The organism is Halorubrum rutilum (assembly GCF_024494565.1).
Window position 1 is genome coordinate 619086 of record NZ_JANHDN010000001.1, and the last position, 12111, is coordinate 631196.

Below are 12111 nucleotides of genomic sequence, written 5' to 3' on the forward strand. Positions count from 1 at the left end.
CGCTAACTCGCACGCGGTTCGTCCGGTACCCGGATCCGCCGTCGGTACCGGGTTCACAGCGACCGAGCCATCGGACGAAAACGTTTCCCCCTCCCCCCGCGACCCGTGATGTATGCGCATCGCCGTCCCCAACAAGGGCCGCCTGCACGACCCGACGCTCTCGCTGTTGGAGCGCGCGGGGCTCCACGTCGAGGAGACCGCCGACCGCCAGCTGTACGCCGACACCGTCGACCCCGACGTGACGGTGCTGTTCGCGCGGGCGGCCGACATCCCCGAGTACGTCCGGGACGGCGCGGCCGACCTCGGGATCACGGGCCTCGATCAGGCCGCGGAGTCCGGCGGCGTCGCCGACGCCGCGAGCGCGGCGAGCGAGGGGGACCTCGTCGACCTGCTCGACCTGGGGTACGGCTCCTGTCGGCTCGTCCTCGCGGCGCCGGAGGACGGCGCGGTCGGGACCGTCGGAGACCTGGCCGGGGGGACGGTCGCCACCGAGTTCCCGAACGTCACGCGCGACTACCTCGACCGGGTCGGGGTCGACGCCGACGTGGTCACCGTCACGGGCGCGACCGAGCTGACCCCCCACGTCGACATGGCCGACGCCATCGTCGACATCACCTCGACGGGGACGACGCTGAAGGTGAACCGCCTCGCCGTGATCGACGAGGTGCTCGCCTCCTCCGTGCGGCTGTTCGCGCGCCCCGATGTCGTCGACGACGCGAAGGTCGAACAGGTGCTGACCGCCTTCGAGTCCGTGCTCGCGGCCGACGGCCGACGCTACCTGATGATGAACGCCCCCAAAGAACGGCTCGACGACGTGAAAGACGTGATCCCCGGGCTCGGCGGCCCGACGGTGATGGACGTGGAGGCCGACGAGAACGGGAACGGGACGGTGGCGGTCCACGCCGTCGTCGAGGAGCGCGACGTGTTCGCGACCATCTCGGAGCTGAAGGCCGTCGGGGCGAGCGGGATCCTCGTCACCGAGATCGAGCGGTTGGTCGAGTAGCCGGTATTCCGTCTCCTCAGTCGTCCTCGGCGTCGATCAGCGCCTCCTTCTCCGCGCGTGTGAGCGACTTGATCTCGTGTTCCCGCGACATCGCCGCGGACTTCGAGTCGAACGACTCGGCGTGCCGGAGCGTCACGGGAGTCCGCCCCCTGGTGTACTTCGCGCCCTCGCCGGCGTCGTGCTCGGCGACGCGGCGCTCCACGTCGGTGGTGTAGCCGGTGTAGAGCGTCCCGTCGGCGCACTCGATCACGTAGACGTGGTGCGGCGCGTCCGAACTCGGCGTCGACACGGCGCCCGGTCGGCGCGGGCGCGACGAATAGCTGACGGTCTCGGCGCGGTCGGGAGCGCCGGACGGGTCGGGGGCGCGGACCCGGTCCGTCGCGCCGGTGCGACGGGATCGGCCGAGTCAGTCTCCGGTGCGGGCGCGCTCCCGGGAGACCTCGGCGATCCCGGCGTTCGCGGAACAGTCCGGACAGGCGTTCAGGTCGCCGTACTCGTCCGTGAAGACGCGTGCGAAACGGTCCGAGACGTGCGACCCGCAGTGGTCACAGCGTGGCATTCGGTACCGGTGTTCACCGGCGAAAACGCGTAGGGGTTCGACGAACAAATACCCTTTCTCACCCCCGCCAGATTCCGGAAAACCACGTATAAAGGCCCACCGAGAGACGGGTGCCGACGCGGGTCCGAGGCCGGCGGTCAGTCGCGCCGCGCCGCGTCGACCGCGCGGGCGATCAGCCCCGCCTGCGCGCCGGCGACGAAGCCCGCGTCGACGTTCACCGTCGTGAGCACCGAACAGGACTGGAGCGCCCCGTGGAGCGCGGCGACGCCCTCGCCGCCGACGCCGTATCCCGTCGACACCGGAAGCGCGATCACCGGCGCCGCGACGAGCCCGGCGACGACGGTCGGGAGCGCCCCCTCGCGGCCCGCCGCGACCACGACGACGTCGGCCTCGCGGACCCGGTCGCGCTGGTCCAAGATCCGGTCGAGGTTCGCGACGCCCACGTCGTCGACGCGGTCGACGGTCGCCCCGGTCTCGCGGGCGACGACCGCCGCCTCGCCCGCGACCGCCGCGTCGGCGGTGCCCGCCGCGACGACCGCGACCGTCGCGTCGAGGGCGGGCGGGTCGAAGTCGGCGGCGCGGACGACGACGGTCCCGGCCCGCTCGTCGCGGTCGACCGTCGGATCGGGGTCGCCCGCGGTCCCGAGATCGAGGTCCGCCGTCGCCGTCCGGACCGCGTCCGCGTCCGCGGCGTCGGCCCGGGTCACGAGCGCGCGGCCGGTCGTCTCGACCGCGGTCGTCGCCAGGGCCGCGACCTCGGCCGGCGTCTTCCCCTCCGCGAGGACCGCCTCGGGGATCCCGCGCCGGTGCTCGCGGGCGGCGTCGAACCGACCGGCCGCCGTCGTGGCGTAGCCCGCGAGCCGCGATTCGGCCTCCGCGACCCCGATCTCGCCGGCGTGGAGCGCCTCCAGCGTGTCGCGCATGACCGTCCGTCGGAGCCGGAAGCGGTCGAACCTATCGGTCCGGGCCGCGCGGGGAGAGCCCGTTCGGGGGTCGACCCGCGAGCTCGCGGGCCCGGCTCCGACCCCCCGATCCCCGGCGTTCTCACAAAGTTTATAAGGGATCGTTTCAGGAACCCCTCGCGAACGGCCCGCAGGAAGCCCCTCGCGGGCGAATTCAGGAACTCTTATTAACTGTCGACGGATATCACCGTCTGCATGGCAGACCTTATTGTCAAAGCGGCCGTCAAGGAAGCCCTGGACGACAAGAACGTCGCTTCGGACTTCTACGACGCGCTGGACGACGAAGTGGACGAGCTGCTCGAAGACGCCGCGCGCCGCGCCGAGGCCAACGACCGGAAGACGGTCCAGCCGCGCGACCTCTAAGGCGGACGCGACTCCCGACCCCGATTTTTTGACCGCGCGTCGACCGGCGAGCGGCGCGTCCGGCGCGTCGACCGGGCGTCTCCCTCCCGCGGTCAGCGCGTGAGCACCCGAACTCCGGACTCCGTGCCGACGTGCACCTCGTCGGCGAGGTCGACGAAGAGCCCGTGCTCGACGACGCCCGGCGTCGCCGAGAGGGTCGCCGCGAGCGCGGACGGCTCCGCGATCTCGCCGAACGCGCAGTCGAGCACCAGGTTCCCGTTGTCGGTGACGACCGGACCGTCCTTGCACTCGGCGCGGCGGAGCGTCGGCTCGCCGCCGGCCGTCCGGACCGCCTCGGCGACCGCGGTCCGGCCGGCGGGGAGCGACTCGACGGGGACCGGGCGGTCGAGGACCGGCGCCTCCTTCGAGGGGTCGGCGACGACGAGGAGGCGGTCGGCCGCGGCGTCGACCAGCTTCTCGCGGGCGTGGGCGGCGCCGCCGCCCTTGATGAGTGGGCCCGCGGTCGGTTCGCCGCCGCGACCGACCGCGACCTGGTCCGCCCCGTCGATCGCGAGGTCGACCCCGGGCGCGTCGGGGCCCACCGCCTCGTCGAGGTCGAGCAGGGGGATCCCGCGGTCGGCGGCGAGCTCGCGGCTCGCGAAGGAGGTCGGGACGCCGCGGACCTCCAGCCCGGCGTCGACCCGATCGCCGAGCCGCCGGATCGCGTGAGCCGCGGTCGACCCCGTCCCGAGCCCGACCACCTCGCCGTCGTCGACCGCCGCCGCGGCCGACTCGCCGGCGCGTCGCTTCGCCGCGTCGCTGCCGCCGCTCGTCTTCATGGGGTCGACTGCGTGCGGAGCCGTTGAAAAGGCGTCGGGCTACTCCAGCCGGTCCAACACCGCCTCCGCGTCGTACGCGAGGGAGAGCTCGCGGGAGCGGCCGCGGCCCTCCACGTCGGCGTACTCGGCGTCGATCACGCCGAGCTGGTCGAGCTTGTTGATGATCTCGGAGTAGCGGGTGTAGCCGAGGTCGGTCTCCTCGTGGAACGCCTCGTACACCGCGCCGGCGCGCTCGCCGTCGTTCTCCGCGAGCACGCGGACGAGGGCGCGCTCGGACTCCGAGAGCCCGCGGAGCGACCGCGAGAGGTGGACGTGCTTGGACTTCTCGTACGCCGACTCCACGTCCTCCTCGGCGATGGTCTTCGAGGCGCGCATCTCCGCGTTCAGCCCGGCGCGGCGGAGCAGGTCGATCCCGACCCGGAGGTCGCCGCTCTCGGCGGTGAGGTCGGCGACGCGCTCCAGCTCGGCGTCGCCGATGACGCCGTCGTGGAAGCCGCGCTTCGCGCGCTCGAAGAGGATGTCGTAGATCTCGGTGGCGTCGTAGACGGGGAAGTACACCTCCTCGGGCCGGAACACCGACTGTACCCGGGTGTCGAGGTCGTCGATCACGTCGAGCCCCAGGTCGGAGGAGACGACGATGACGCCGATCTTCGCGCCCGAGTGCGCCTCGTGGGCACGCAGGAGGGAGTAGAGGGTGTCGGAGGCCTCGTTCTCGTAGAAGAGGTAGTTCACGTCGTCGAGGGCGACGACGAGCACGTCGTCCTCCTCGACGAGCCGGTCGGTGATCTGCCCGAACAGCTTCTTGAAGGAGATCCCGGAGGAGGGGGGTTCGTAGTCGAAGATCCCCTCGAACAGCCGCGAGAAGACGGCGTACCGCGTCGAGTCGACCTGGCAGTTGACGCGGACCGTGCGGACGTCGGTGCGGGCACCGAGCTCGCCGAACAGCTTCTGGACCGCGGTGGTCTTCCCGGTGCCGGGGGGGCCGCGCACCATCGTGTTGAGCGGGCGGGAGCCGCGCACCGCGGGCCGGAGCGCGTATTTGAGGTTCTCCAGCTGGCTCTCGCGGTGGCGGAACGTCTCGGGGACGTGGTCGATCTCGAACACCGACTCGTCGCGGAACACCGACTCGTCCCACGAGAGCATGTCGCCGCCGGCGTCCCCGGTCATGTGAACATCACGACAGGCCGTCCACTTAACCGTTGCCCGCGGGGTCGGTGAAACTGAAACTTGTCGACTGCGACCCTCAACCGTCGGTTCTCGCCGACCGGACGTTCACTCTCGGGACGGTGCGATCGCGGCGGCCTCGGACCGATCGCGCCCCGAGAGGGACGGCCGTCACGCCCGGTCGAGCACCAGCACGTGGCGGGTGAGCGACCGGTGAACCCGGCGCTCGAAGGCAGCGTCGACCGTCCAGCCCGCCGCGCGTGCCGGCCCGCGCCAGTCGCGGTCGGCGACGACGACGGCGCGGGGCGCGACCCGAGCGGCCTCGGCGAGCGCGCCCGAGACGAGGTCGGTGAGGTCGTGGGTGGCGACCTTCGACTGGCGGCCGTACGGGGCGTCGAAGGCGATCCCGTCGACCGCGTCGTCCCGGAGCGGGAGGGCGGTGGCGTCGCCGCGAGCGACGTGCCAGTCGGGGGACTCGGAACCTCCGCCCACGTACTCGCGGAGGTTCTCCCGGGTCCCGCGGACCATCTTGCGCTGGGCGTCGCAGGCGACCGCGTCGCTCCCGACGAGCCCGGCTTCGAGCGGGAGCCCGCCGGTGCCGCACATCGGGTCGAGCAGGGTCCGGCCGGGCGCGGCGCCGGCGAGGTTGACGTACGCGCGGGCGTCGGCCGGCGCCATGCTCCCGGGCTGGAAGAACGGGCGGTCGGTCGGCTTCGGGGCGAAGTCGCGGGCGGCCTCTACCGCGACCCAGCCGAGCGCGCAGACCGACGCGTCACCGCCGTCGGCGCCGGGGACCGCCTCGTGGGCGGCGCGCTCGCCGGCGGCGAACAGCGCGCGCAGCACGTGGTCGGGGTCGTCGAGGTCGACCTCGAAGCCGCGGTCGACGAGGACGCCCCCGAGGGCGCGCTCGGCGTCGGTCGTCGAGACGCCCGCGGTGTTCCGGACGTTGCGGGCCCGCACCGCGACCGCGCCCGAGCGGTCGAGGGGCGCCGCCTCCAGCGCGGCGACGGCGGCGTCGAGGTCGGCGTCGGTGCGCGCGACCGCCTCGTGGGCGGCGCGGGTGTAGGCGAGCCGACGGATTGCGGCGCCGTCGTCCGGGGCGCCGCCTCCGACGCGCGCGCCGTCGGCCGCCCCCGATTCGGTTCGGTTCGGCCCGACGCTCCCGGCGCTCGCGACCCCGGGCGCGAGCAGCTCCACGCCGGTCGCGGCGGTCGCGGCCTCGCGGGCCGCGAACGCGTCCGTCTCCCCGGCGAGTTCCAGCCAGTACACGCCCCGGAGTCGGGGAGCCGCTCGCAAGAGCATAGCGGTTCCGACCACGCACCTTTTTAAATATTTCAACCGATTGTGGTGGTAGTGATGGCCGATCCGAAGGAGACGATCACGATAGAGAACGTCGTTGCCTCGACGGGGATCGGGCAGGAGCTCGACCTCCAGAGCGTCGCGATGGACCTGGAAGGCGCCGACTACGACCCCGAGCAGTTCCCCGGGCTCGTCTACCGCACCACGGACCCGAAATCGGCCGCGCTGATCTTCCGGTCCGGGAAGATCGTGTGCACGGGCGCGAACTCCATCGACGCCGTCCACGAGAGCCTCGCCGTCGTGTTCGACGAGCTCCGCGCGCTCGACATCCCGGTCGGCGACCCGGAGATCACGGTCCAGAACATCGTCACGTCCGCCGACCTCGGCGAGAGCCTCAACCTCAACGCGATCGCGATCGGGCTCGGGCTCGAACACATCGAGTACGAGCCGGAGCAGTTCCCCGGGCTCGTCTACCGGCTCGACGAGCCGGACGTCGTCGCGCTGCTGTTCGGCAGCGGGAAGCTCGTCGTCACGGGGGGAACGAGCCCGGACGACGCCGCGGCCGCCGTCGACGTGATCGTCGAGGAGCTGGACGGCCTCGGGCTGCTCGCCTGACGGCGGTCTCGCGCCGGTCGATCCCGCGACCACTTTTACCCGTCGCCCCGTAGCCCGGGTATGCTCCTACAGACGGTGACGCCGATCACGGTGCTGGGGACCACCCTGCTGTTCGCGCTGTTCCTCTCCGTGACCGCGCACCTCGCCGCCCGGAACGTCCTCGGCGACGTCGACCCGCGCCGCGCGCTCTACGTCGGTCCGCTCCCGGCGGTGATCGGCGTCGTCGGCGGGGCGTTCGCCGTCTCCGAGGCGCTGCTCCTCCCCGCGGCGCTGCTCGTCGACGGCGCGATGTTCGCGTGGAGCTACGACCAGCCCCGCCGGATCGTCGCCGCGATGACCGTGATCCACGCCGTGATCACGACGCTGCTCAGCATCGTGCTGTTCGGCGTCACGGCGCTGCTCGCGACGATGCCGGGGTAGGAGTCACGGCTCCGGCGGCGCCCCGTCGTACGCGTCGTGGTCGCCGTAGAAGTTCAGCATCGCGAACTTCAGCTTCTCCGGGTCGACGTCGAGCAGCTCCTCGCGCTCCTCCGGCGGGAACGCGCTCCGGACCGAGTACTTCCCCATGTCGGCCGTCGTGTACCGGCGGTCGGCGAGGACCCGGACGCCGAAGTCGTCGGGGCCGCGGACCACGCGCCCGAGCGCCTGCCGCGTCTTGCGGATCGTCGGGATCTCGACGGCGTACGCCCAGCCCGGGTCGCGGGCGCGGTCGCGGTCGGCGAACGCCCGGTTATAGGCGTCTTGGACCGCCTCCGTCCGGTCGGAGAGGTGCGGGTACGGGACGCCGACGACCACCACCGTCCGCGCGTCGTCGGCGTCGAAGCTCACCCCCTCCGCGAGCGTGCCCCACAGGGAGGTGAAGAGGGTCGCGTCGTCGCTCTCGACGAACCGCCGGCGCAGGTCCTCCTCGTCCTCGCCGGGGCCGTCGAGGTAGAGGGAGCCGAGGTCGGCGCCTGCCGGCCCGCCGCCCGCGCCGACGTCGGCTCCGGCGCCGGTCCCCGCCGAGCCGCCGAGCCGCTCGTGGTAGCGCTCGGCCTCGGCGTACGAGGGGAAGAAGGCGAGCGTGTTGCCCGGGGTGAACCGGACCGCGTCGCGCAGCACCGACGACACCGTCTCCTGCGTCTCCGGGTCGTTGCGCTCGGAGGCGAACAGCGGCGGCGTGTCGACCGCGAACGTCCGGCGGTTCGCCTCGGGGTAGGCCATCTCGTACGCGAGCGACGCGGCGTTCTCCAGCCCGAGCACGTCCTCCGTGACGTCGAAGGGGCGGAGCGTGGCGCTCATCAGCACCGAGGCGGCGACCTCGCCGAACAGCTCCTCGGTCACCCGACGCGGGATGCAGGTGTACAGCTCCGCGCGGCCGTACACCTCGTCGGCGGCGGCGTCGCGGCGCACGGAGACCACCGGGTACTGGCCGAGCTCGGTCCCCTCCTCCATCCACGTCGAGACGAACCGGGCGACCTGCAGGGTCTGACACTCGGCCCGGGTCGTCGTCTCGCCGTCGCGGTAGCGGCGCTCGTACTCCTCGTCTAGGGCCTGGCCGAGCTGGACCGCGAGCTCCGTCTCCGCGTCGATCCCCCGCCCCTCGTAGTTGCGGAGGAACGCGAGCGTGAGGTCGTCGCGCCGGTCGTCGTTGGCGACGGAGAGGTCCTCCCAGCTCTCGCCGACGGACTCGCGCCCCCCGAACCCGAGCGCGTCGTCGTACGTCTCGACCAGGGCGTCGCGGAACGCGCCGACGACGTTCTCGGCGGCCTCGGCGCGGGAGTCGTCGCTGTCGGCGAGCTCCTCTAACGCGGCGTCGAGGGTGGTCTCCGTGAGGGTGCGAGTGGCGTGGTCACGGGCGGCGTCGTCGACGTTGTGGGCCTCGTCGAAGACGGTGATTATCTCGGCGGGGTCGCGGTCGATCCACCGGAAGAACTGCTCGCGGATGTTCGGGTCGAGCAGGTGGTGGTAGTTACAGACGACCAGGTCGACCCCCTCCATCCCCTCCTTGAGCAGCTCGTAGCCGCAGAGCTCGCGCTCGTCCGCGTACGCGTACACGTCCTCGGGGGTGCGGACGTCCTCGAACAGCCACCCGAAGAACTCGTCGGTGTCCTCGACGAGGTTGTTCCGGTAGTGCGCGCAGACGTTCGCGGTCTCGTACTCGTCGATTTCCGCTTCCAGCTCGTCGAGCTCGTCCATGACCGCCTCGCGGGCCTCGGCGGCGCTCGCGTCGCCCTCGCGGCTCTCGGCGAGCAGCTCGCGCTGGCGCGCCTCCAGCTCGCGGACCTCGTTCTCCGTCTCCACCATCTCGCGGGTGGTGTCCCGGAGGGTCTGGCACTCCTGGTAGTCGACGTCGATGTGACACATCGACGACTTCCCCTTGAAGACGACCGCGCGGACGGGCTCTTCGCGGGTTATCGCGCGAGCGTCCTCGACGAACTGCCGCATCTGTTGGTGAACGTTGGTCGTGATCACGACCGTGCGGTCGTGCTCGCGGGCGTGCTCCAGGGCGGGCACGAGCGCGGAGAGGGTCTTCCCCGTCCCCGGGGCGCCCTCGAACAGCACGTCCTGGCCCCGGTCCAGCGCGTTGGCGATCCTGTCCATCGCCTCGCGCTGGTTCGGATACGGCTCCTCGTACGGGAAGAACCGCAGATGCGGCGACTCTGACACGGGCCGGAGTTCGTCGCCACCGGCTAAAAGGGGTGGGGTGCCGCGGCGGAAGTGGTTCGGCGCCGCCACGAGACGGAGCGGACCGAACGGATTTGGTTCAGCGGGGACATATACGTTCGGGGAGCGTGCGCCGTGAACGCACGTAACCAGCATATATTACCGCTTCTTCGCCGAGTATCGAGGCGTCATGGCGACCGAAACCGCGACAGCGACGGGCGACGTATCGACCGGAACGGGCGACTGGAAGGCGGGCGTCGCCGGCGGGCTCGCCGGGAGCGCCGTCTTCGGACTCCTGATGACGTACGTGATCCCCGCCCCGCTGCTGGAGGTGGTGATCCCGTCGATGTACGGGCTCGCGCCGCCGGCGGCGCCGTTCGTCGGCTGGGCGATCCACATGTCTCACGGCGCGGTGCTCGGCGTCGGCTTCGCCGCGCTCGTCGGACTGAACCCCTCGATCGGCGAGGGCGCGGGCGCGTCGCTCGGCGCCGGCGCGGCGTACGGGCTCGTCGTCTGGGTCGCGCTCGCGGTGATTGTGATGCCGGTCTGGCTCTCCGCGGTCGGCTCGCCGGCGAACCCGCCGCTCCCCAACGTCAGCGCGATGAGCGCGATCGGTCACCTCGCGTACGGGGCCGTGCTCGGCGGGGCGTACGCCGGACTGACCGACTGACGCCGGCCGGGCGTTCCGCCCGCCGGGTCCTCGGCGGACGCGACTCGATACCGGGGAGACGCTCCCGACCGGGACGCACCCTGATTTATACCGACGCGCCGTTACCGGCCGTAGTAACGAATGTTCGACGAGATCCTCGAGAAGTTCGAGGGGTCACCGAGCCAGCAGGCCGTCATCCGGCTGTTCTTAGAGCGCGGCTTCTCCGTCAACGAGGAGGGCCGCGTCGTCTCCGGCGGCATCGAGATCCCGTACACCGGGATCGCGCGCGAGCTCGACGTCGACCGGCGCGTGGTCGACTCGACGACGGACGCGATCCTGGACGACCCCGAGCTGAAGCGCATCTTCACCAACATCTCGTCGGTGCCGAGCCTGATGGACCTGGCGCCGGTCCTCAACCTCACGGTCCTCACCATCGAGGTCGCCGCCGCCGACGAGGCCGGGATCGTCGCCGAGGTGACCGGCATCCTCGCCGACCACGACGTCTCGATCCGACAGGTGTTGAGCGAGGACCCCGAGTTCACGGACGATCCGAAGCTGTACGTGATCACCGACGCGGAGCTGCCCGGCGAGCTGCTCGTCGAGATCCGCGAGCTCGGATACGTCCGCCGCGTGGGGTTCTGACGACCGGGACGGCGGTCGCGACGCGGCGGCGACCGGTTCCCCCCGTCGGTCGACGATCCGTTCCGGCGGGGAGCCTCGCGGGGGAAGCCGACGCGGAACCGAGCGCGTCGCCGTCGCGGATTTCACTTTCACTCGGGTGTAAACCAGTCTTTATACGGGATGGCGAACAAGGGTCGTGTACATGCCTGAAGACGAACTCGAGGACCTCCCCGGAGTCGGCCCAGCGACCGCGGACAAGCTCGTCGAGAACGGGTTCGAGAGCTACCAGTCGATCGCCGTCGCCAGCCCCGGCGAGATGTCGAACACCGCGGACATCGGCGAGTCGTCCGCCAGCGACATCATCAACGCCGCCCGGGAGGCCGCCGACGTCGGCGGCTTCGAGACGGGCGCGACCGTGCTCGAACGCCGCGAGGAGATCGGGAAGCTCTCCTGGCAGATCGACGAGGTCGACGACCTGCTCGGGGGCGGCATCGAGACGCAGTCGATCACCGAGGTGTACGGCGAGTTCGGGTCCGGGAAGTCGCAGGTGACCCACCAGATGGCCGTCAACGTCCAGCTCTCGAAGGAGAACGGCGGGCTGGAGGGCGGCTGTATCTTCGTCGACTCTGAGGACACGTTCCGGCCGGAGCGGATCGACGACATGGTCCGCGGGCTCGACGACGAGATCCTCGCCGACGAGATGGAGCGGCGCGAGATCGAGGGCACGCCGAGCGACGAGGAGGCGCTGGAAGCGCTCGTCGAGGCGTTCCTCGACCAGATCCACGTCGCGAAGGCGTTCAACTCCAACCACCAGATCCTGCTGGCCGAGAAGGCGAAGGAGCTCGCCGGCGAGCACGAGGAGACGGAGTGGCCTATCCGGATCGTCTGCGTCGACTCGCTGACGGCCCACTTCCGCGCGGAGTACGTCGGCCGGGGCGAGCTGGCGGAGCGACAGCAGAAGCTCAACAAGCACCTCCACGACCTGATGCGGCTCGGCGACCTGTACAACACCGCCATCCTCGTCACCAACCAGGTCGCGTCGAACCCCGACTCCTACTTCGGCGACCCGACGCAGGCCATCGGCGGCAACATCCTCGGGCACGCCTCCACCTTCCGGATCTACCTCCGGAAGTCGAAGGGCGACAAGCGGATCGTCCGGCTCGTCGACGCGCCGAACCTCGCCGACGGCGAGGCCGTGATGCGCGTGCAGGGCGAGGGGCTGAAGCCGGAATAACCGGGAAACGACCCGCGATCCGCACCGTCGGCGTCCGATCGGGACTCGATCCGGCGATCCGACGCCCGGATCGGGAGCCCGGCCGCCGATCCGGTTGACGAACGTAAACTTTCTCTCGGAACGGCCGAAACGCCCGATTTCGGCCGATTGACGCCGGTGCGACGGATGCTCCCCGAAC

The 12111-nt window shown here is 71.4% G+C and carries 14 protein-coding genes; 7 read left to right on the forward strand and 7 right to left on the reverse strand.

Annotated elements, in window-relative coordinates; translation table 11 throughout:
• Positions 1 to 112 precede the first annotated feature (112 nt).
• Positions 113 to 1003, forward strand: a complete 891-nt coding sequence (gene hisG, locus NO900_RS03260; RefSeq protein ID WP_256407775.1) for an ATP phosphoribosyltransferase — start codon at positions 113 to 115, stop codon at positions 1001 to 1003.
• Between the two features lie 16 nt (positions 1004 to 1019).
• On the opposite strand, the gene NO900_RS03265 is transcribed toward hisG, so the two are convergent.
• From NO900_RS03265 to larB, 3 genes are all read right to left on the reverse strand, one after another.
• Entirely contained in the window at positions 1020 to 1292 is a 273-nt protein-coding gene (locus NO900_RS03265) for a GIY-YIG nuclease family protein (RefSeq protein WP_256407776.1), read from the reverse strand.
• Between the two features lie 117 nt (positions 1293 to 1409).
• Entirely contained in the window at positions 1410 to 1562 is a 153-nt protein-coding gene (locus NO900_RS03270) for a DUF7563 family protein (protein WP_176329378.1), read from the reverse strand.
• A gap of 137 nt (positions 1563 to 1699) precedes the next feature.
• A complete protein-coding gene (larB, locus tag NO900_RS03275; RefSeq protein WP_256407777.1) occupies positions 1700 to 2485 on the reverse strand; it encodes a nickel pincer cofactor biosynthesis protein LarB in 786 nt (261 codons plus the stop codon).
• A gap of 234 nt (positions 2486 to 2719) precedes the next feature.
• Between larB and NO900_RS03280 the strand changes: the two genes are divergently transcribed.
• The gene (locus NO900_RS03280) at positions 2720 to 2887 is read left to right on the forward strand and encodes a DUF1931 family protein (protein WP_004047560.1); all 168 of its coding nucleotides are present in this window, start codon (positions 2720 to 2722) and stop codon (positions 2885 to 2887) included.
• A gap of 92 nt (positions 2888 to 2979) precedes the next feature.
• On the opposite strand, the gene rpiA is transcribed toward NO900_RS03280, so the two are convergent.
• The 3 genes from rpiA to NO900_RS03295 all read right to left on the reverse strand — a co-directional run bounded on the left by rpiA (position 2980) and on the right by NO900_RS03295 (position 6171).
• The gene (gene rpiA, locus NO900_RS03285) at positions 2980 to 3705 is read right to left on the reverse strand and encodes a ribose-5-phosphate isomerase RpiA (RefSeq protein WP_256407778.1); all 726 of its coding nucleotides are present in this window, start codon (positions 3703 to 3705) and stop codon (positions 2980 to 2982) included.
• Positions 3706 to 3744: 39 nt separating this feature from the next.
• Positions 3745 to 4872: an ORC1-type DNA replication protein gene (locus NO900_RS03290; protein WP_256407779.1), complete on the reverse strand. Its 1128-nt coding sequence runs from the start codon at positions 4870 to 4872 to the stop codon at positions 3745 to 3747.
• 168 nt (positions 4873 to 5040) lie between these two features.
• A complete protein-coding gene (locus NO900_RS03295) occupies positions 5041 to 6171 on the reverse strand; it encodes a THUMP domain-containing protein (protein WP_303654645.1) in 1131 nt (376 codons plus the stop codon).
• A gap of 54 nt (positions 6172 to 6225) precedes the next feature.
• On the opposite strand from NO900_RS03295, the gene NO900_RS03300 reads away from it, so the two are divergent.
• Positions 6226 to 6783 carry a TATA-box-binding protein gene (locus NO900_RS03300; RefSeq protein WP_256407781.1) on the forward strand — a complete coding sequence of 186 codons (558 nt, stop codon included), beginning with the start codon at positions 6226 to 6228 and terminating at the stop codon, positions 6781 to 6783.
• A 60-nt stretch (positions 6784 to 6843) separates the two neighbouring features.
• Complete coding sequence (locus tag NO900_RS03305) at positions 6844 to 7203, forward strand: DUF7473 family protein (protein ID WP_256407782.1); 360 nt, start codon at positions 6844 to 6846, stop codon at positions 7201 to 7203.
• 3 nt (positions 7204 to 7206) lie between these two features.
• On the opposite strand, the gene NO900_RS03310 is transcribed toward NO900_RS03305, so the two are convergent.
• A complete protein-coding gene (locus NO900_RS03310) occupies positions 7207 to 9432 on the reverse strand; it encodes an ATP-dependent DNA helicase (protein WP_256407783.1) in 2226 nt (741 codons plus the stop codon).
• 187 nt (positions 9433 to 9619) lie between these two features.
• Here NO900_RS03310 and NO900_RS03315 point away from each other — a divergent pair, with 187 nt between their 5' ends.
• The 3 genes from NO900_RS03315 to radA all read left to right on the forward strand — a co-directional run bounded on the left by NO900_RS03315 (position 9620) and on the right by radA (position 11933).
• Positions 9620 to 10099, forward strand: coding sequence for a histidine kinase (locus tag NO900_RS03315; RefSeq protein ID WP_256407784.1), 480 nt, complete (start codon positions 9620 to 9622; stop codon positions 10097 to 10099).
• Positions 10100 to 10219: 120 nt separating this feature from the next.
• On the forward strand, positions 10220 to 10720 hold the full coding sequence (gene trpY / locus NO900_RS03320; RefSeq protein ID WP_256407785.1) for a TrpY family transcription regulator: 501 nt from the start codon (positions 10220 to 10222) through the stop codon (positions 10718 to 10720).
• Positions 10721 to 10901: 181 nt separating this feature from the next.
• Positions 10902 to 11933 carry a DNA repair and recombination protein RadA gene (radA, locus tag NO900_RS03325; RefSeq protein ID WP_256407786.1) on the forward strand — a complete coding sequence of 344 codons (1032 nt, stop codon included), beginning with the start codon at positions 10902 to 10904 and terminating at the stop codon, positions 11931 to 11933.
• Positions 11934 to 12111: the final 178 nt, after the last annotated feature.